Origin of the sequence: Caballeronia sp. LZ035 (genome assembly GCF_031451175.1) — a bacterium.
Lineage (GTDB): Bacteria > Pseudomonadota > Gammaproteobacteria > Burkholderiales > Burkholderiaceae > Caballeronia.
In genome coordinates, this window is record NZ_JARUXS010000004.1 from 1,559,068 (window position 1) to 1,579,112 (window position 20,045).

The 20,045-nt window shown below is 64.7% G+C and carries 17 protein-coding genes; 8 read left to right on the plus strand and 9 right to left on the minus strand.

Going from position 1 to position 20,045, the window contains the following annotated elements; genetic code table 11:
- The first annotated feature begins 235 nt into the window (after positions 1-235).
- The 3 genes from QCE88_RS37610 (at position 236) to QCE88_RS37620 (ending at position 2,956) form a co-directional block, all read left to right on the plus strand.
- Positions 236-709 carry a universal stress protein gene (locus tag QCE88_RS37610; protein ID WP_309910747.1) on the plus strand — a complete coding sequence of 158 codons (474 nt, stop codon included), beginning with the start codon at positions 236-238 and terminating at the stop codon, positions 707-709.
- A 102-nt stretch (positions 710-811) separates the two neighbouring features.
- Positions 812-1,531, plus strand: coding sequence for a helix-turn-helix domain-containing protein (locus QCE88_RS37615; protein WP_309910748.1), 720 nt, complete (start codon positions 812-814; stop codon positions 1,529-1,531).
- A gap of 138 nt (positions 1,532-1,669) precedes the next feature.
- On the plus strand, positions 1,670-2,956 hold the full coding sequence (locus tag QCE88_RS37620) for an SUMF1/EgtB/PvdO family nonheme iron enzyme (RefSeq protein WP_309910750.1): 1,287 nt from the start codon (positions 1,670-1,672) through the stop codon (positions 2,954-2,956).
- Positions 2,957-2,971: 15 nt separating this feature from the next.
- On the opposite strand, the gene QCE88_RS37625 is transcribed toward QCE88_RS37620, so the two are convergent.
- Positions 2,972-3,655: a response regulator gene (locus tag QCE88_RS37625; RefSeq protein WP_309910752.1), complete on the minus strand. Its 684-nt coding sequence runs from the start codon at positions 3,653-3,655 to the stop codon at positions 2,972-2,974.
- Positions 3,652-5,091: an ATP-binding protein gene (locus QCE88_RS37630; RefSeq protein WP_309910753.1), complete on the minus strand. Its 1,440-nt coding sequence runs from the start codon at positions 5,089-5,091 to the stop codon at positions 3,652-3,654. The genes QCE88_RS37625 and QCE88_RS37630 overlap by 4 nt, the downstream gene beginning before the upstream one ends.
- A gap of 129 nt (positions 5,092-5,220) precedes the next feature.
- Between QCE88_RS37630 and QCE88_RS37635 the strand changes: the two genes are divergently transcribed.
- The 3 genes from QCE88_RS37635 to QCE88_RS37645 are packed head-to-tail and all read left to right on the plus strand — an operon-like array spanning position 5,221 to position 11,039.
- On the plus strand, positions 5,221-6,408 hold the full coding sequence (locus tag QCE88_RS37635) for an efflux RND transporter periplasmic adaptor subunit (protein ID WP_309910755.1): 1,188 nt from the start codon (positions 5,221-5,223) through the stop codon (positions 6,406-6,408).
- An 18-nt stretch (positions 6,409-6,426) separates the two neighbouring features.
- Positions 6,427-9,582, plus strand: coding sequence for an efflux RND transporter permease subunit (locus QCE88_RS37640; protein ID WP_409018309.1), 3,156 nt, complete (start codon positions 6,427-6,429; stop codon positions 9,580-9,582).
- Entirely contained in the window at positions 9,579-11,039 is a 1,461-nt protein-coding gene (locus tag QCE88_RS37645) for an efflux transporter outer membrane subunit (protein ID WP_309910757.1), read from the plus strand. Before QCE88_RS37640 ends, QCE88_RS37645 begins: the two co-directional genes overlap by 4 nt.
- Positions 11,040-11,045: 6 nt before the next feature.
- Here QCE88_RS37645 and QCE88_RS37650 read toward each other — a convergent pair whose 3' ends face one another.
- The 3 genes from QCE88_RS37650 to QCE88_RS37660 all read right to left on the minus strand — a co-directional run bounded on the left by QCE88_RS37650 (position 11,046) and on the right by QCE88_RS37660 (position 14,472).
- Positions 11,046-11,990 carry a helix-turn-helix domain-containing protein gene (locus tag QCE88_RS37650; protein WP_309910759.1) on the minus strand — a complete coding sequence of 315 codons (945 nt, stop codon included), beginning with the start codon at positions 11,988-11,990 and terminating at the stop codon, positions 11,046-11,048.
- 177 nt (positions 11,991-12,167) lie between these two features.
- Positions 12,168-13,154, minus strand: a complete 987-nt coding sequence (locus QCE88_RS37655; RefSeq protein WP_309910760.1) for a protocatechuate 3,4-dioxygenase — start codon at positions 13,152-13,154, stop codon at positions 12,168-12,170.
- A gap of 37 nt (positions 13,155-13,191) precedes the next feature.
- Positions 13,192-14,472 (minus strand): MFS transporter, encoded by a 1,281-nt coding sequence (locus QCE88_RS37660; protein ID WP_309910762.1) that lies wholly within the window; start codon positions 14,470-14,472, stop codon positions 13,192-13,194.
- Positions 14,473-14,989: 517 nt separating this feature from the next.
- Between QCE88_RS37660 and QCE88_RS37665 the strand changes: the two genes are divergently transcribed.
- Both QCE88_RS37665 and QCE88_RS37670 read left to right on the plus strand, forming a co-directional pair.
- Positions 14,990-16,426: a methylenetetrahydrofolate reductase C-terminal domain-containing protein gene (locus tag QCE88_RS37665; protein WP_309910763.1), complete on the plus strand. Its 1,437-nt coding sequence runs from the start codon at positions 14,990-14,992 to the stop codon at positions 16,424-16,426.
- A 3-nt stretch (positions 16,427-16,429) separates the two neighbouring features.
- Positions 16,430-16,840: a cupin domain-containing protein gene (locus QCE88_RS37670; protein WP_309910765.1), complete on the plus strand. Its 411-nt coding sequence runs from the start codon at positions 16,430-16,432 to the stop codon at positions 16,838-16,840.
- Between the two features lie 12 nt (positions 16,841-16,852).
- On the opposite strand, the gene QCE88_RS37675 is transcribed toward QCE88_RS37670, so the two are convergent.
- From QCE88_RS37675 to purU, 4 genes are all read right to left on the minus strand, one after another.
- A complete protein-coding gene (locus tag QCE88_RS37675) occupies positions 16,853-17,734 on the minus strand; it encodes a LysR family transcriptional regulator (protein ID WP_309911051.1) in 882 nt (293 codons plus the stop codon).
- A gap of 119 nt (positions 17,735-17,853) precedes the next feature.
- The gene (locus tag QCE88_RS37680; protein ID WP_309910766.1) at positions 17,854-18,249 is read right to left on the minus strand and encodes a dihydroneopterin aldolase; all 396 of its coding nucleotides are present in this window, start codon (positions 18,247-18,249) and stop codon (positions 17,854-17,856) included.
- Positions 18,242-19,105: a bifunctional methylenetetrahydrofolate dehydrogenase/methenyltetrahydrofolate cyclohydrolase FolD gene (locus QCE88_RS37685; RefSeq protein WP_309910767.1), complete on the minus strand. Its 864-nt coding sequence runs from the start codon at positions 19,103-19,105 to the stop codon at positions 18,242-18,244. Before QCE88_RS37685 ends, QCE88_RS37680 begins: the two co-directional genes overlap by 8 nt.
- Positions 19,106-19,112: 7 nt before the next feature.
- On the minus strand, positions 19,113-19,970 hold the full coding sequence (purU, locus tag QCE88_RS37690; RefSeq protein ID WP_309911052.1) for a formyltetrahydrofolate deformylase: 858 nt from the start codon (positions 19,968-19,970) through the stop codon (positions 19,113-19,115).
- Positions 19,971-20,045 lie beyond the last annotated feature (75 nt).

A 20,045-nucleotide genomic window follows, 5' to 3' on the forward strand; every position in this document is an offset into this window, starting at 1 on the left:
GGCGTCGTGGTCACGGTAAGTCAGGCAGACAGGCTGAAGAAATGCTACAAGGAGATCGCGGCCGCGCGAATTAAGCAGCCGCTGATGCCGAGAAGCACGAATTGTACGGCCTGCCTTGCGCGGGATCGACCTTTCGCCAAAAAGCCGCACGGCACGGCAAGACCCGCGCCTTATCATCCGGAGGCACGGCGGCTACCGCCGTTCGCCGATCGATCATCATCAGGGGGAAATCGCCATGTTCAAACGCATTCTCGTCGCCATCGACGGCAGCCGCACCTCGCAACACGCGTTCGATGCCGCCCTCGATCTCGCCGCCACGCATCAAGCGGTCATGCAGCCGTTTTACGTCGTCGAGACGGGTCCGATGTACATGGACGTGCCCGGCTACGATCCGACCTCGCTGCAAAAGAGCCTGATGGAGCAAGGCGCCGAACTGGCGCGCGACACCGCCGCCGCGATGAAGGCGCGCGGGATTGCCGGCGACGTGGTGACGGTGGAAGCCACCGCCAGCGACGACGTGGCGACGCTCATCATCCAGGCGGCCGGGGCCTTCAATGCCGACCTGCTGGTCATGGGCACGCACGGCCGCAAGGGCTTCCGGCGGCTGATTGTCGGCAGCGTGGCCGAGCGCTGCCTGCGCCAGGCGACACTGCCGGTCTTGCTGATTCCATCCGCCGCCGGCACCGACGAGGACGCCGCGGACGCCTGATGTAAAAAATGCTGTATCGGTTTCAGCCTGCGTCAATTTTCCACGCTGGGCGCCGAAAGCAGCGTGGGAAAATCGTTTGTCATTCATCAACAAACGAAGCCCATGAGCGCACTGTCCGACACCCACCGCGCGCGGCGCGCCGCGGCGAATTGCTCCACCTGCGCCATGCGTCATCTCTGCATGCCTGAAGGACTCTGCGCCAGCGATATCGCCAAGCTGGAGAACATCATCTCCGTCACGCGCAAGGTGAAACGGGGCGAAGCCCTGTTTCGCGCCGGCGACCGTTTCGACGCCCTGTTCGCGCTGCGCGCCGGCTCGCTCAAGACGGTCGTCACGCAGGACGGCGGCCGCGAGCAGGTGACCGGCCTGCTGCTGGCGGGAGACGCGCTCGGCTTCGAGAGCATCGAGGAAGGCGCGCATACCTGCGACGCCGTCGCGCTGGAAGACAGCACCGTGTGCGTGGTGCCCTACACGCTGTTCGAGCGCATGTGCCGCGAAACCGATGCCTTGCAGAAGCGCCTGCACCGCATGATGAGCCACGCGCTGAACCGGGAAACGAATCACGTCGTCAGGCTCGGCATGCTGCGCGCCGACGAACGCGTCGCGCGTCTGCTGCTCGACATTTCCTCGCGGCTCTCGCGACGCGGCTACGCGGCGTCGGAGTTCACGCTGCGCATGACGCGCGACGACATGGGCAGCTATCTCGGCATGACGCTCGAAACCGTCAGCCGCACGCTGTCGCGCTTCGACCGGTCGGGGTTGATCGAAACGCAGGGCAAGTTCATCCGCATTTGCGACTTCGACGGTCTGCGCGCCGTCTGATCGCGGCCCCGTCCGGTGTGGATCCGCCGGCGATTGTTTCCAGCCTGAGAATAATCGGCGCTCATTTTTCAGTTGGCACGCTGCTCGCTACGCATTAGGCTCTTTAGCCTAGCTGGCCTGCCAAGGAGAATGAGCGAGATGAATCGCGACCCTTCACTGCGTCACCCTCTGCTCGAACGCCTCGCCGAGGCGCGACGCGTCATGGACGAACTCTTCGGCGTCGTCAAGCCCGAACATCTGTATGACAGGCCGATTGCCGAACGGCATCGCATCGTGTTCTATATCGGGCATCTGGAAGCCTTCGACCGCAATCTGTTCGACCAGCGGCTGTTCCATCTGCCGAGCCCCAATGCCGCTTACGACGATCTGTTCGCGTTCGGCATCGATCCGGTGGACGGCGGCCTGCCCACCGACCAGCCCGCCGACTGGCCCACACTCGACGAAGTGCGCGCCTACCGCGACACGGTGCGCGCGGCGATCGACGCTTGTTTCGATCCGGTCGAACTCGCGACGGCTCCGCTATCTCCGGAAGAATCGGCTGCGCAACTGCTCGAAGTCGCCATCGAGCATCGTCTGATGCATGCGGAGACACTCGCGTACATGTTGCATCAATTGCCGGTCGATAGAAAAACTGCACCACCCAATGCTTCGTCCGACCGCACCTCGGACCGTCCGCTCGCACATGAAACCGTGCGCGTGCCGGCCGGTGCGGCGACGCTGGGTCTGGCGCGGGACAGCGGAATGTTCGGCTGGGATAACGAATTCGGTGCACAGCGCGTGGACGTACCCGCTTTCGAGATCGACCGCCACATGGTCACGAACGGCGACTGGCTGCGTTTTATCGAAGCCGGTGGTTACGCGAACCGTGCCTGTTGGGACGATGCCGACTGGGCGTGGAAGGAAGAACAGCGCATCGCGCATCCGGCGTTCTGGATTCCGTCCGGCGCCTCGTGGACTCTCCGCACGATGTTCGACGAAATCGCGCTGCCGCTCGACTGGCCCGTGTTCGTGAGTCATGCGGAAGCGAAGGCCTACGCCCGCTGGGCCGGCAAGAAACTGCCGAGCGAGGCGCAATGGCAGCGCGCGGCGTCGGGCGCGCCGCATGTCGCGGAAGGCAACTTCGATTTCCGCCGCTGGGACCCCTCGCCGGTGCAGGCGCACCCGGACAACCGCAGCGAGTTCGGCGTGGAAGGCCAGTTCGGCAACGGCTGGGAATGGACCTCGACGGAATTCGCGCCGCTCGACGGTTTCGAGCCGTTTCCGTTCTACCTCGGCTATTCCGCCAATTTCTTCGACGGCAAGCACTTCGTCATCAAGGGCGGCTCGCCGCGCACGGCCGCCTGCATGTTGCGGCCGAGCTTCCGCAACTGGTTCCAGGGGCATTACCAGTACGTGTATGCCGGCTTCAGGTGCGTCAACGCGTGACGACCCGCTCGTCGTCTACAGGACGAGCTTGAACCCCGCGCCGTACACCGACTGCACCACGTCCTCCTCCGGCGCAATCGCTTCGAGCTTGCGCCGGAGCTTGCGCACATGGCTGTCGATGGTGCGGTCCTCCACGATGCGCCCGTCCGTATAGAGCCGGTCCATCAGCTTGTTGCGCGAGAACACCTGCGCCGGCCGGCTCGCGAGTGTGGCGAGCAGGCGGAATTCGATTGGCGTCAGGTCGAGCGCCGCGCCGCGATACGTAGCCTGCAAACGCGCTTCATCGAGTTGCAGCGGGCTCGTTTCCGGATGCGCGTGAATCCGCGCACGCCGCAGGATCGCCTTGACGCGCGCCACCAGTTCCAGCGGGCTGAAGGGCTTGCAGACGTAATCGTCCGCGCCGAGTTCGAGTCCCAGCAGCCGATCCACCTCCTCCGCCTGCGCCGTGACCATGATGATCGGCACGTCGCTGAAGCTGCGCAGGTCGCGGCAGATATCGCGTCCGTCACGGCCCGGCAGCATCAGGTCGAGAATGATCAGATGCGGCATATGCCCGGCCACGGCCGCGGCAACCTGCGCGCCGTTCGCGACCCAGCGCGGCGCATACCCGGCCGCGCGGATGAAATCGACCATCACGGACGCCAGCTTGGGTTCGTCCTCGACGATCAGCACGTCGATATCAACACTTGTGTCGCTCACGAATCCTCGCTCTGGCGTGGAAGAACAATGGCGATCCACAGACCGCCCTGCGGCGCCTTTGCGGCCGAAATGCGCCCGTCGTGCGCCTGGACGATGCTGCGGCAGATCGGCAAGCCGAGACCCGCGCCGCCCGTCGCGCGGCTGCGCGAACTCTCGACGCGATAGAAACGTTCGAACAGCACGGCCAGCGATGCCTCCGGCACGCCCGGCCCGCTGTCCTGGAAGTCGACATGCACCCGTCCGCCCTCTGCTCTCACACCAACGCTCAGCGTCGCGCCGGCGGGCACGTAGCGCACGACGTTCTGCAGGATGTTCGAAAACACCTGTTGCAGACGGCGTTCGTCGCCGTACACGAGCGGCGCAGCGTCGGGCAGCCGCGTTTCCAGCGTGATGCCCGCGTCCGCCAGACGTCGGCCGAACAGGCGCAGGATTTCGTCGAGCGCGTCGCTCACATCGACATCGCCGAAGTGATACTGCAACGCGCCGACATCGGACAGCGAGAGGTGATAGAGATCGTCGGTGAGCCGGCTGAGCCGCTCCAGTTCCAGCGACAGCGAACGCATGGCGTCGACATTCATCTCGCGCACGCCCACTTCGAGCGCCTCGACTTCCGCGCGCATCACGGCGAGCGGCGTGCGCAGTTCGTGCGAGACATCGGCGACCAGCGCCGCGCGCATCTGTTCATTGCGTTCGAGCGTTTCAGCGAGATTGTTGAAATCCGCTTCGAGTTGTCCCAGTTCTCCGCCCGAGACCACGGGCACGCGCTCGTTGAACTCGCCGCGCGCCAGCACGTGCGTCGCACGCGCGATGCGCTGCAAGGGCAAGCCCAGGCTGCGCGCAATCCATAGCGAGATCAGCACGGCGATCAGCGTGGCCGCCACGGCCAGCACCCAGCTCGCCTCGCGCTGGGTTTCCTGAAGGCGCAGATCGCCCGGCTCCATGACGTCCTGCACCGGCGCGATGAGCAGCCAGCCGACCGTCTTGCCCTCGACGACAACCGGCTTGCGCGGCGCGCCGTCGAACATGCGGCGATTGCCGGCCAGATAGACGTGGTTCGCATCGACCAGCGTGAAGCGCAGGTTCGCGCCGATCAGATCCGCGAGCGGCGGCACCGGAAACGGCGCGTTGTCGGGCGACGGCGTAAAGGAGCGGCCGCTCGGCAGCATCAGCATGTGCCACAGATGCCGGTCCTGGCGGATGAAGTCCCAGTTGCCGTGCTGTTGATAGGCGTTGGCGAGCGGCGCCACGCTGTCGTCGAGGCGCTTCTGGTCCTGCTGCGTCAGATAGCCGAGAAAGCCGCGCTGAAAGCTGATGCGCGCGCCAATGGACATGGCCCCGATCAGCACGATGTTCACCGCCAGCATGGCAACGAACAGCTTGGCCGTGAGGCCAAACGTCTTCTTTGCCGCCTTGGTGTGCGTGGTGGGGGTCGTCATGCAGCGGATTCTACTGCCTGGTTTGACGTCGCCAACATGCCGGACCGAACTTCCTAATTTCTTGCGAAATTGCTTTGGATAATCGGCTCATCTGGCAAATGCCGCGCTTGTCGCATCGAGGTCGACCCCATGAGAGTTCCGCGTTCCGTGCTGTACGGCATGGCTGTGCTGTCGTTCACAGGTTCTTTGACGGCCTGCTCGCCGGCTTCGAAGCAAGAGCAGAAGAAGGTACAGAGCGTCAACGTGATGACCGTCCACACGACGCGATACGCGCAGTCGGTTTCGCTGCCGGGACGCACGACCGCCTTCCTCACGTCGCAGGTCACACCGCAGGTCAGCGGCATCATCCAGAAGCGTTTATTCGAAGAAGGCGGCGAAGTGCGCGCGGGACAAGTGCTCTATCAGATCGATCCCGCGCCCTATCAGGCCACCTATGACGCCGACAAGGCCGATCTGGAGAAGGCGCAGGCGGCTTTGCTGTCGGCGCGGCCGATCGCCGAGCGCGACAAGTCGCTCGCCGCCATCGATGCGATCAGCAAGGAAACGCTCGAACAAGCCGAGGCCACGCTCAAGCAGGATGAAGCGACCATCGACGCTGACCGTGCCGCGCTCGAAAGCGCGCGCATCAACCTGGGCTATACGCGCCTGACCGCGCCCATCAGCGGGACGATCAGCGCGTCGACCTACACGCCGGGCGCGCTGGTCACGGCCGATCAGAGCACCGCGCTTGCCACCATCTACGCCTATGACCAGATGTATCTCGACGTGACGCAGTCGAGCACGGCGGTGCTTGCGTTGCGCAAGAAGCTCGCGGACGGCAGCCTGAAAACCGATGCAGCCGGCAACGCGAAAGTGCGGATTACGCTGGAAGACGGCACGACCTACAAGCATGAAGGCACGCTCAAGTTCGCGGGCGTGGGCGTCGATCAGACCACGGGCACCATCACGCTGCGCATCGTGGTGCCGAATCCGGAGAAGATGCTGCTGCCCGGTGAGTATCTGCATGCGGTGGTGGATCAGGGCATCGACGAGAACGCGATCCTGGTGCCGCAGCAAGCGGTCACGCACGACCAGCGCGGCGATGCGAGCGCACTGGTGGTCGGCGCAAAGAGCAAGATCGAACAGCGCACGCTGACCCTGTCCGGCACCGCCGACGGCAATCAATGGGTGGTGACGGGCGGGCTCGCCTCGGGTGACCGCATCGTCGTGGAAGGCTCGCAGTATGTCGATGCCGGCGACACCGTGAAAGCGGTCGAGATGCCAGCCTCGGCCGTGGCGGCAACGCAGCCGCCGACTTCCACCGCTTCGGCTGACTGAAGGAGCCGACGCATGCGCATTGCTCACTTTTTCATCGACCGGCCTGTCTTTGCCTGGGTGCTGGCGATCATCGTCACGCTGACCGGCGCGTTCACCATCACGCAGTTGCCGCTGGACCAGTATCCCGACATCGCGCCGCCGACCATCCAGATCGCGGCCACCTACGACGGCGCGTCTGCGCAGACCAATCAGGACGCGGTAGTGCAGGTGATCGAGCAGCAGATGGTCGGGCTCGACAACCTGATGTACATGTCGTCGAGCGCGAACTCGCAGGGCAGCATCTCGATCAAGCTCACCTTTGCGGCAGGCACCAATCCCGATACGGCGCAGGTTCAGGTGCAGGACCAGTTGCAGTCCGCGAACGCGCTGCTGCCCACGGAAGTGCAGCAGAGTGGCGTGACCGTGAGGAAAGCATCGCCGGATACGTTCCTCGTGTTCAACCTCGTGTCCGAAGACGGCAAGATGAGCAAGTCGGCCATCGCCGATTATCTCTACAGCCAGCTCGAGGAACCGATCGAGCGTCTTCCGGGCGTCGGTCAGGCGCAGCAGTTCGGCTATCAGTACGCCATGCACATCTGGCTCGATCCGAACAAGCTCCAAAAATATGCGCTGATGCCGGCGGACATCGTCAGCGCGATCAATACGCAGAACGTCGATATCGCCGCGGGCGAAGTCGGCAAGACGCCGTCGGTCAAGGGACAGGAACTCGACGCCACGATCACCGCGCGCAGCCGCCTCACCACAGCGGAGCAGTTCCGCAACATCGTGCTCAAGACGCAGACCAACGGCTCGCAGGTGCTGTTGAGCGACGTCGCGCGCGTGGCGCTCGGGCCGCAGGAATACACGGTCGAATCGAACTTCAACAACAAGCCCGCTGCGGGGCTCGGGCTGCAGCTCGCGATCGGCGCCAACGAAGTTCAGGTGGACAAGGAAGTGCATGACTTCCTCGAAAAGCGCGCGTCCACCTTCCCTGCCGGTTTGAAGGTCGAATATCCGTACGAGATGGTGCCCTTCATCAAGACGTCCATCGAGGAAGTGGTGAAGACGCTGCTCGAAGCCATCGTGCTCGTGGTCGCGATCATGTTCCTGTTCCTGCAAAACTGGCGGACCACGCTGATCCCGGCCATTGCGGTGCCGGTGGTGCTGCTCGGCACCTTCGGCATCCTCGATCTGTTCGGCTACTCCATCAACATGATGACGATGTTCGGCCTCGTGCTCGCCATCGGCTTGCTGGTGGACGACGCGATCGTCGTGGTCGAGAACGTCGAGCGGCTGATGTCGGAGGAACATCTGTCGCCGCGCGAAGCCACGCGCAAATCGATGACCGAGATCAGCAGCGCGCTCGTGGCCATCGCCATGGTGCTGTCCGCCGTGCTGCTGCCGATGGCTTTCTTCGGCGGCTCCACGGGCATCATCTATCGCCAGTTTTCGGTGTCGGTGGTGTCGGCGATGGCCTTGTCCGTGCTCGTCGCGCTGACCTTCACGCCCGCGTTGTGCGCCACCTTGCTCAAGGAAGGCCACGTCAAGCCGAAGGGCGGGTTCTTCACGCGCTTCAACCGCGGCTTCGACAAGACCGACAACGCCTACCGCCGCGCCGTCGACAAGATGCTGCATCACCGCAAGCCCGCGATCATCGTGTATGCGCTGCTGGTGATTGGCGGCGGCCTGCTGTTCATGCATCTGCCCACCTCGTTCCTGCCGCTCGAAGACCAGGGCAGACTGATGGTCACCGTCAAGGCGCCGGTCGGCGCGACCCGCGAACGCACCGAAGCGATCATGCAGAAGGTGGAAGACTATCTGCTGAAGCAGCCGGACATCACCGAAGTGTTCAACGTGGCCGGCTATGCCACCGGCAGCAACGGTCAGAACGTCGGCATGATGTGGGTGAAGCTCAAGGACTGGGACCAGCGCAGCAGCGCGAACGACTCGGCGGAAAGCCTGGTCACGAAGGCATCGCGCGACCTGTCGCGAACCATCCGCGACGCGAAGGTCTTCATCTTCCAGCCGCCGACCGTGCGCGGCATGGGCGTCAGTTCCGGCTTCGACATGGAGCTGGTGGACCAGGACAATGTCGGGCACGCGGCGCTCGCGGCGGCGCGCGACAAGCTGATCGCGCAGGCGAACCAGAGCGGCCTCGTGCGTCAGGTGCGCTTCAACGGCCTGAGCGACACGCCGCAGTTGTCGCTCGCCATCGACGACCGCAAGGCCAGCGCCATGGGCCTGAACATCAGCGACGTCAACGCGACCATCGAAGGTGCGCTCGGCAGCCAGTACGTGGACGAGTTTCTCGACCAGGAGCGCATCAAGAAGGTCTACGTGCAGGGCGACGCGCCGTTTCGCATGACGCCTGAATCGCTGTTGCAATGGTACGTGCGCAATGCATCGGGAACGATGGTGCCGTTCTCCGCGTTCGCGACTTCGCACTGGACCTACGGCCCGCCCGAACTCGACCGCTACAACGCGCAATCGTCGTTCGAAATTGTCGGCGATCCGGCAACGGGCGTCAGTTCCGGACAGGCCATGCAGACGATGGAACAACTCGTCGCCCAGTTGCCGAAGGGCATCACCTCCGCGTGGACCGGACTGTCGTACCAGGAACAGCTCTCGGGCGGACAGGCACCGTATCTCTATGCCGTGTCCGTGCTGTTCGTGTTCCTGTGCCTCGCCGCGCTCTACGAGAGCTGGTCGGTGCCGTTGGCCGTGCTGCTCATCGTGCCGCTGGGCGTGCTCGGCGCGTCGCTCGCCACGAGCCTGCGGGCGCTCTCCAACGACGTCTACTTCCAGGTCGGCCTGCTCGTCACCGTGGGGCTGGCATCGAAGAACGCGATTCTCATCGTCGAGTTCGCCGTGATGCTCGAACGCGAAGGCAAGTCCACGATGAAAGCTATCGAACAGGCGGTCGCGCTGCGTATCCGTCCCATCATCATGACGTCGCTTGCCTTCCTGCTCGGCGTCGCGCCGCTCGTGGTCGCCACCGGCGCGGGCGCGGCGGCGCGGCATTCCATCGGCACCGGCGTGTTCGGCGGGACGCTCGTCGGCACCCTGCTTGGCATCTTCTTCACGCCGCTGGCGTATTTCATGGTGCGCAAGTTCTCGAGCAAGCGCTCGCATCCGGGTGGCCAGGGCGGCGACTGGAGTGCGCGGGATGTGGATTCGAACGGAGGTGAAGCATGAAGGCGGCATGGCGTTGGCTGCCCGTCGCGGCGGCGGTCGGCGGGCTGGGCATGCTCGGCGGCTGTATCAATCTGGCGCCGGATTACCAGCGGCCCGCCGCGCCGGTGCCCGCTTCGTGGCCCGGGCCGACCGTAACGGCCGCCACAGACACCCTGGCCGCCGACATCGGCTGGCGTACCTTCTTCGTCGATCCGCGTCTGCAGCGAACCCTTGAACTGGCGCTCGCGAGCAACCGGGATCTGCGCATCGCGATATTGAACATCGAGAAAGAGCGCGCGCAGTACCGGATCCAGCGCGCGTCGCTGCTGCCTGAGATCGATGTGGGCGCGAGCCAGGACGCGGGCCGCACGCCGAACTCCGTGCGCCGCGCCGAGTCCGGCTCGGGCAGCACCACGGGCAACGGCAGCGGCACCACGTCGCATATCTATAGCGCCGACCTGGGTTTCACAGCCTATGAGATCGACCTGTTCGGCCGGGTGCGCAACCTGAGCGATGCCGCGCTGGAAACCTTCCTCGCCACGCAGGAAACACGCCGCAGCACGCAGATCAGCCTCGTCTCGGATGTGGCGAGCGACTGGCTGACGCTCGCCACGGACAAGCGCCTGCTGGCGATCGCGCGCGACATGCTCGACAGCCAGCAACGCACCTTCAACCTCGTGCAACGCGAACATGCGCTGGGCGCGACCAGCGGCCTCGACTACGAACAGGCGCGCAGCAGCGTGCAGTCGGCGCGCAATGCCGTCGCGCAGGCGATGACGACGGTGGCGCAGGCGCGCAATGCGCTCGACCTCGTCGCGGGCGCGCCGGTGCCCGAAGCCGATCTGCCCGATGCGAGCATCGACCCGGTCACGAGTCTCACGGCTATTCCAGCCGGGGTCCCTTCTTCCGTGCTTCAGCAACGCCCCGACGTGCTCGCGGCGGAACATGCTTTAAAGGCGGACGACGCGGACATCGGCGCGGCGCGCGCCAACTTCTTCCCGACCATCAGCCTCACGGCCGCGCTCGGCTTCGAGAGTCCGGCGCTGGCGTCGCTTTTCAGCGGCGGCAACCGGAGCTGGTCGTTCGAGCCGTCGGCGTCGCTGCCCATCTTCAATGCGGGCGCGAACCGGGCCACGCTGGACGCCGCGAAAGTGACCTATCGCATCGACGTCGCGACCTACGAGAAGACCATTCAGACCGCATTCGAGGAAGTGGCGAATGCGCTCGCGACGCGCGCGACCATCGGCGAGCAGCTCGATGCCCAGACCCAGACCGTCGATGCCGACCAGCATGCGTACGATCTGTCGATGGCGTTATACCGGCAAGGCAGCGCCAGTCTGCTCGACGCGTTGACGGAGCAGCGGTTGCTGTATGCCGCTCAACAATCGCTCGCGACGACGCAGCTTTCCGCGCAGACGAGTCTCGTCACGCTCTATGCGGCGCTGGGCGGCGGGCTGGAGGAAGCCGCGAAGCAATGAGGCGGCTCAGGACGTGACCGATTTCGGCGCGTGCTGCAAGCGCGCGGCGGCACGGAACTGGCTGGGCGCCTGTCCGGTTTCGCGGCGGAAAAAACGGGTGAAGTACGCGGCATCGGCGAAACCGAGTCCGAACGCAATCTGTTCCACCGAGAGATCGCCGAAGATCAGGTTGCGCTTCGCTTCGGTGATGATGCGCGCGTGAATGAGCTTGGTCGGACTCTGCTCCGCCGCCGACGCGCACGCGGTACGCAGCTGCACGAGCGAGATCGCCATCATCGAGACGTACTCCTGCAGCGAGAAGTTATCGCGGAAATGCTCGTCGATGAGCTTTCTGAAGCGCTCCACCACACGGACGTCGTTACGCGTGCCCGACTCAGTTCCGCTTTCATCGAGACGGGCTTCGCGCACGAGTTCGAGCAACAGCAAAGTCAGGCGCGCCTCGGTGCCGACGATGTGCCCCATGGCTAGCGCTGCGGCTTCCGCCTTGAGACGTCGGACGAGGCTATGAAACTCGGCGCCGCCGTCGCGCGTGCCCGCGAATGAAATGACGCGGGGCGCCGACCACAGCGCGATGAAATCATCCAGTCTTGCATTGACCTGGGCGAGATAGGACACCTCGATGGTGACGACCCAGCGGTCGGCATCGTGCTGGTAGTCCAGACCATGCACGCATTCGGTGGGCAGCAGCAACGCGCAGGGCCCTTCGAACGGCACGTTGCGGCCTTCGAGATTCATCACGCCGCAACCGCTGCGCACAAAAATCAGTTGCCCATATTCGGGATGCGCGTGCGGCTCCGTGCGCCAGCGGCCGCGGTCCGTGACGTGGCCCACATGGACGAACCACTGCTTTTCTTCAGGCCGCTCCACGTAGAGCCGCACCTTCGGAACGGTCTTGAGCGTTGCGTCGGCGAAGGTCCTGGCGGGCGGTTTCCCCGAGGCACCCTGCGTCATTGATGTCTCCTTGCGGACCGGCTGTGCTCTGGCCGGCCTCGTGTTCCCGTTCCGCGCGCAGGTTGCGGCGGTGGCCATGCCTTCCGTCCGACTCGTTCAGACGAAGAAGGGTCGCGCTGGGTTGAAGTGTCGCACGGATCGCCTCGACGGGCGCTTGCGGCTTACCCGGCCCGCGCGTTATTCCGCGCCCTTCCAGTACATGAAGCCCATGCCTTCGCCGGTGCCCGCCGCCGTGCGCCAGCAGGGCACGTAATCGACCAGCGTCATCGCCGCGCCGGTTTCCTCGACGGCCTTCATCACGCTCACGTAGAGCTTGATTTCCGACGTGCCCGACTGATACGAGCGATCGTCCACGGCGGCGAGACCGTCGTAGTCGTAGGCGGCCAGCATCTTCATGATGCGCTGATCGAATTCCTCGTCGTTTACGAAGTGCGACAGGCCGCCCGACGCGAAGATGCCCACGCGCACGTCTTCGGGCCATGCGGTGATCGCATCGCGCAACACGCGGCCGAACTCGATGCAGCGCGACATGGAAGGCTGCGTCGGCGGATAGAAGCAGTTCATGATGACGGGCACGTGCGGCGGCGGCTCGTCGCCCATGATCTGGTGATACACGAAGCTGTACGCATGCGGCGCGACCGGATAGTCGGGCAGCGGCTTCATCCAGACGTTGTCGGGCCACGCGAACAGGTCGGTCAGATCGAAGTTCTCGCGCTGGAAATAGTCGATCAGGTAGGTGGCCAGCGTCGGATGGCATGGATGCACGACATGATGATCCGGCGCATACACGGAGCGCTGCGGCGGACCGTTGTGCACTTCCGCGCCGCTATAGATGGCAATGGAAGGCGAAAAGTCCGTGAAGATTTCCTTCTGGTCCTTGCCGAGAATGATGGCGACGTCGATGTTCGCTTCACGGTACGCCGCCGCCATCTTGTCGAGCGCGACGCGGCAGCGCGCTGCGCGCGCGGTGCGATCCTCGAGCGTCAGGAAGGGCTCGAAGGCTGCTTCGCGATGCGCTTCGAGTTCGGGATACGTCCACGTGCGGTTGCGGAACCAGAGCTCGGGATTGTTGCGGTCACGCTCGCCGTTCTTGAGCCAGTCTTCCGGTGCCTGCCCGAGCATGCCGCTGTGCGGCACGGCCATTCCGAATACGATTTTCGCCATGAATGCCCTTTCTGTGAATTGACGATCTTGTGTGAGTTCATGCCTGGTGCAGCTCGCCCTCGGGTTCGCTCACCCGGGGCGCCCATTCGGGGCGATAGAGGAAGGCCGTGGCCAGCGCGCCGACGACCAGGAAGACGAGAATGATGAGCATCGGCAGACGATAGCTTCCGCTGACTTGAAGAAGCCAGCCGGACAGGCTCGCGGTGACGCCGCCGGCCAGGCTCGTCGCCACGCCCTGAATCCCCGTGACGAGGCCGATGGCCTGCTTCGGAATCAGCGTGAGCCGCGACAGCACGAGATTGTTGGCGGTGACGAGTCCGAGCAGCGACAGCGACAGCACGTTCCAGAACAAGGCCATCTGCACGGTGTCCGCATAGGCGCCGAGCAGCACCGTGCAGCCGCCGAGGAAGCCGGTCACCGTGAAGACCTTGCGGACGAGAATCGGATTGCGGCCGCCCGCGATCACGCGATCCGCGACCCAGCCCGCCACCAACGCGACAATGGCGATGCCCGCGAAGCTGAAGAACGTGAACACGCCGGACCGGGAGATCGACAGATGCCGCTGTTCGACCAGATAGGCGGGCATCCACGTCATGCAATAGAACGTGAAATAGCCGTAGCAGAAGTTGGTGATGATGCCGCCCCACACCACCGGGCTGCTGAGGATATTGCCCAGCGTCACGGTACGCGCGCTGATGTGCGAGCGGATGACTTCGGGTTGGGCCGGATAGTCGCTGCGCACCATCGTGAGCCATGGCAGCAGCCACATCAACCCGACCAGGCCGGTGCCGATGAACATGGCCTGCCACGAATAGTTGACGATGATCCATGCACCCAGCGGCGCGCCGAACGCGGGACCGAACTTGTTTCCCATCGCCAGCAGGCCGACGGCGAGGCCGTTCTGGCTTTCGTCGAAGTTATTGCGGATCCAGCGATAGCTCGCCGGAATCACGATGGCTTCGGCCGCGCCGATGACGAGCCGCATCACCACGAGACTGGCCAGCGCGGTCACGGCGCCCATCAGCGCGGTCGCGACGCACCACAGCGCGAAACTGATGGCATACGGCCACTTGACGCCGTAGCGGTCGGCGACCCAGCCCATCGGCACCTGGAACACGCCGTAGGACCAGAAGAACGCGGCGTTGATCCAGCCGCGATCGATGTCGTCGAGTGCGAAGTGGCGGATGAAGTCCGGATGCGCCAGCGTGGCCGAAATGCTCGTGCGGTCGATGTAGGCGATCAGCACGCCCAGCGCCAGCAGCGCGAGCACGCTGAAGCGGTACGACATGCCTGATCGACCGGGGTCGGTTGTCTCCATATGCTTTGTCTCTTATGTTTGATTGAAACTTCGCGCGTGGCTGTCATCGGGACATGTCACGCCTGAATCGTGGCCTTGGGCGGGATTGCGGCCCGGCATCACGGAAAGCGTCAGGATAGATGACGTCGAATGTGCCCAGCATAGGGAAGGCCACGGCGGCTGTCCCTACACAAAAGTGAGTTTCGATGGCACTTTTTGCGCACGTTGGGGTTTCACGGGCGTGGATGACTGTGCTCGCTGGCGGCACGCGTTGCTTCAGGGAGACCCGCTCGTTCAGAAAGTCAGCGCTCTCAAACGCCGCGGATTCGCCTGATTTGCGCAAGCTAAGTGTGCGGTTCACGTGCTTTTTCCCCATGCGGCCGAGGCATAAGATCGTTGAAGGCTCCCACGAACGCGATGCCATTCGCGACCATGGAGCAAGACGATCCGAAGACTCGTATGGGAGACATGCAATGACCGCTTCACCCCGTGAACAGCGCGCCGCTTACGCTCGCCGGCTTTCATCGACGAGTCCGCGATGAAGACCTTGCGTCGCTGGTCGTTGAAGCATGCGCGCGGCATGCGCGGACTGTATGGCCTGTTCGAACGGATGGCGCCGCGGCTCGCGCCGGTAGCGGAGAAGATCGGCGTTCAGAGACTGGAAGCCGTCGTCCTGCCGATCGAGCGCGCAGCCAAGCGCGCGTTCTTCGACTGTCAGATGTGCGGTCAATGCGGCCTCTCGGTGACGGGCATGGCATGTCCGACGGGCTGCGCCAAGGGCATGCGCAACGGGCCGTGCGGCGGCGTGCGCCTGGACGGTCAATGCGAAGTCCGCCCCGAACGCCGCTGCACCTGGGTCGATGCAACCGAAGGCGATGCGCGCATTCTTCCGGGACACACGAGCACATGGACCCGGCGTGCAGGGCCGCGCGACTATCGCCTGACCGGCAGATCGACCTGGATGCCGATGATCGCGCCACCCAGGACCACTGCTGTTCCAGCCGCTGCATCGGCGACGCAAGCGCCGCGCGCTCAAAACGATCCCGTCGACAACCCGTTCGCGACCCTGTGCCGCGAGCGCAATCGCTTCATCGTCACGGTCGAAATCTCGCCACCGGACTCCGCCGATCCCCGCGCGCTGCTGGATCGCGCCGCCGTGTTCCGCGGCCTCACCGATGCCATCAACATCACCGACGGCGCGGGCGCGAACTGCCACATGTCGAGCGCGGCCGCCAGCGCGTTGTTGCACGCCGCCGGCTACACGCCCGTCAGTCAGGTCAGTTGCCGCGACCGCAACCGCATCGCGCTGCAAGGCGACGTGCTCGGCGCGGCGGCGCTCGGTATCCGCAATGTGCTGTGCCTCACCGGCGACGACGTCTCCAAGGGCGATCATGCCGGCGCCAAACCCGTCTTCGATCTCGATTCGGTCAATCTGCTGCACACGCTGAAGGGCATGAGCGAGCGCGGCGAATATGCATCGGGCCGCAAGCTGCAACACGCCCCGCGCCTGTTCCTCGGCGCCACCGCGAACCCTTTCGTGCCGCCGTATGCCGAACGCATTGCCAATCTCGAACGCAAGGTGGATGCCGGCGCGCAGTTCATCCAGACGCAGTTCTGCTTCGATGTCGAACGGCTCGAGCAGTTCATGCACGCCGTGCGCGCACGCGGGCTGCATCGGCGTGCAGCGATCATCGTCGGCGTGGGGGTGTTGTCCACGGCCAAGGCGCTGCGCTGGATGGCCGATCACGTGCCCGGCGTGAACGTGCCGCTGTCAGTGACGGAGCGGATCGGCGCGGCCGTCGATCAGCGGCTCGAAGGGAAACGCTTCTGCATCGAAATGATTCAGCGCACACGCGGTATCGAAGGCGTGGCCGGCGTTCATCTGATGGGCTACCGGAACGAGGATGTACTGGCGCAGATCATCGTGGAAGCAGGACTGCGTACACCGGCGCACGATGTGGCAACGGTGTCGTAAGGCATGGACAGCGTGCGCGACATCATCCGGTTGTTCGGTATGGAGCGGCATCATCTGGCGGGCTGGTACGCCCCGCATTATGCCGACGGCGAAGCGTGGGGACCGCCCCGGCTGTCCTCGATGTACGTCCTGCTGGCGGGCGACGAGCCCGTGCCGCTGCACAAGCTGGAAGGCATCGAAGTCTGGCACTACTACCTGGGCGCGCCCGCCGAGATGATCGTGACGAACGGCAGCCGCATGCACGAAGTCAGTCTGCTCGGCTGCGATCTGTCGGCGGGTCAGCGCCCGCAGCTCGCCGTGCCCGCGCATTTCTGGCATGCCTGCCGCAGTCTCGGCGACTGGACCTTGTTCGGCTGCACGCTTTCACCGGGATATTCGCCGCACAGTCCTTTCGTTCTCAACGGAAGCGATTGAGCGCAGACGCCATCAAAGCGGATGCTTGCCGAACCATTCAACGACAAAGTTCATCAGGAGCGTCACCTTCGCCGGCACGCCGCTGCCCGGCGCGATCGCCACATACAAGGTCTGCCCGAACGGCGTCCATTCGGGCAGCACAGCACGCAGCCGCCCTTGCGCGAGGTCGTCACGCACCAGCGGCACCGGCAGCAAGGACAACCCGAGGCCGTCGAGCGCGGCGTCGCGCAACGCGGAGAACGTGTTGGTGGAGAACGCGGGCGTCGGCTGGAAACGTTCCTCGCGTCCGCCCTGCTCGAACTGCCAGGTGTGATAGGCGAAATGCACCAGCGCGGGATGCTTCGCGAGGTCCATCGGATGCGTCAGCGGCGCAGCAGCCGCGAGATAGTCAGCGGAGCCGCACAGGCAGTACGGAATGTCCGCGATGCGCCGCGCGATGATGCGGCTGTCCGGTATCGGCCGCGTATGCAGCGCGATATCGCAGCCCTGCTCCAGAAAGCCATAGGCCGTTTGCGCGACGCCGCCGAGCACGAGGCGCGGCCGGATCTCCGTATGACGTCTGGCGAACGCGGTCAGCAGATGGGTGATGGGCGCTTGCAGCCACTTCGGCGCGAGCACGGAGATTTCACCGCGCGCCTCCGCCGCTTCCGACGATACCTGCCGGTCCATTTCCTCGACGCGCGTGAGGATGTCGTCGCAGAAATGGTAGTAGCTCTGCCCTGCTTCGGTCAGGGACAGGGAGCGCGTGGTCCGGTTCATCAGGCGCACGCCGAGTTCGTCTTCGAGTGCCTGGATATGACGACTGACGAGCGTTCGCGAGATGCCGAGGTGCTGCGCCGCGCCGCCGAGGCTGCGCTGCTTCACCGCCTCGACGAAAGCCTGCATTGCATTCATCCGATCCAATTCATTCTCCTGAAGCCGGCCTGGATGCGGCAGGCTCCGTGAACCGGGATCGATTGATTCGAAAGACCGTGGGCTACCGCCTTCTTTCCAGGCAAGCGCCTTGCATGATACTAAAACCGGCGCTTGTCCTTGCGCAGCGTCACGCTGGTGCTCGCGAGACAACCGGGCACGGCGCGCGGCTTGCCGATGCGCACCTCGGCCTGAAGCACGCCGTGCTCGGCCAGGCACAGGCGCGCGAGCCGCAACGCGAAGGTCTCGATGAGCGCGATGCGCTGTCCCGCGAGTTCGAGCGCATGGGCCCGTACACGCGTGTAGTCGAAGGTGTGGGACAACTCGTCCCGTGAAGGCGGCAGCACGGTTACGGCAACGTCGATCAGAAGCGGCTGCGGCATGCCCTGCTCGCTTTCATATACGCCGATGTCCGCCATGACTTTCATATCGCTGAGCCGGACCTGACACGACGCCTCGGCTTCCTCCACGCGCGGCACGCACACGAGTTCATCCATGAGCAAGCCTCCGTGCCGCCTTCAACGTGTTGTTCAGGAGACACGCGATGGTCATGGGACCGACGCCGCCCGGCACCGGCGTCACCGCGGCCGCATGGTCCATCTCGTGCGCGGCGCAGTCGCCGACGAGCCGTGTCCTGCCATCCGGTCCTTTCTGGCGCGTGATGCCTACGTCGATGACCACGGCGCCCGGCTTGATCCAGTCGCCGCGCACGAGCCGGGGCGCGCCCGCCGCCGCGACGACGATATCCGCCCCGCGCACGATGTCGGGCAGCCCCTGCGTCGCGATATGCGTGACGGTGACCGTGCATTCGCGTTCGAGCAGCATCAGCGCCACCGGCTTGCCGACGATGTTCGACTTGCCGATGACCACCGCGTGCTTGCCGCGCAGTTCGTCGATCACGGTATCGAGCAGCATCATGCAGCCGAGCGGCGTACACGGAACCAGTCCGTCGCTGCCCGTCGAGAGTCGTCCCACGTTGACCGGATGGAAGCCGTCCACGTCCTTGTCGGGTGCGATGGCGTCGAGCACGCTGACGGCGTCGATAGCGTCCGGCAGCGGCAGCTGGACAAGAATCCCATGCACCCTGTCGTCCCGATTCAACCGCCCGATGAGTTCGAGCAGTTCCGCCTGTTGCGTTGAACCCGGCAGCCGATACTCCTCGGAGCGAATCCCGGCCTTGCCGCATTCGATGACTTTCTGCCGGACATACACTTCGCTCGCCGGATGATCGCCCACGAGCACGACGGCCAGCGCAGGCGGAAGATCGTGCTCCCGCCGAAACGCCCCGGCCTCGCGCGCGATCGTGTCGCACAGTTCCCGTGCAATCTGCTTTCCCTGAATGATGACAGCCACGTTCGCCTCAGTCCCGGAACACGACGGTCTTGCTTCCGGACAGCAGCACGCGGTCCTCGACATGCAGCCGCACAGCCTCCGATAGCACGCGCCGCTCGATGTCGCGGCCCTTGCGCACGAGGTCATCGGGTTCGTCGGCATGCGTGATGGGCTCGACATCCTGATGGATGATCGGGCCTTCGTCGAGATCGGCGGTCACGTAGTGGGCCGTGGCGCCGATCATCTTGACGCCGCGCGCGTGCGCCTGGTGATAGGGCTTGGCGCCCTTGAAGCCCGGCAAAAACGAGTGATGGATATTGATGCAGCGGCCCGCGAGAAAGCCCGCCATCCGGTCCGAGAGCACCTGCATGTAGCGCGCGAGCACGACAAGTTCGGCACCGGTTTCCTCGACGATCCCGCGAATCTGCGCTTCCTGTTGCGGCTTCGTGTCCCGCGTGACCGGCAGATGGTGATACGGCACGCCGCTGCTCAGCGAGATCGTGACCGCCTCGCGCGGATGATTCCCGACGATGCCGACCACCTCCATCGCCAGTTCGCCGATGCGGCGCCGGTACAAAAGATCGCCCAGGCAATGATCGAGCTTGCTCACGAGGAACAGCACCTTCACGGGCGCGGCCTTGCGCCGAAGCTTCCATTGCATGCCGGCAGGACGCGCGATGCCGTCGATATCGCGTTCGATCGAACCGAGGGTGTCCGCGTTGTGAACGTCGAATTCGGTGCGCATGAAGAACCGGTTCGACGCGCGGTCGTTGAATTGCGCGGCGGCGACGATGTTGCCGCCGTGCGCGGCCAGGCACGCGCTGACGGCCGCGACGAGTCCCGGACGGTCATCGCATTGAAGGGTAAGGATGCAGGTTTCAGTCACATCAGACTCGCTCATCTCGAAGGTGATCGTCGCATCGACGGCCCGGACGCGCCGGACCGTCATGCCGCTCGTCCC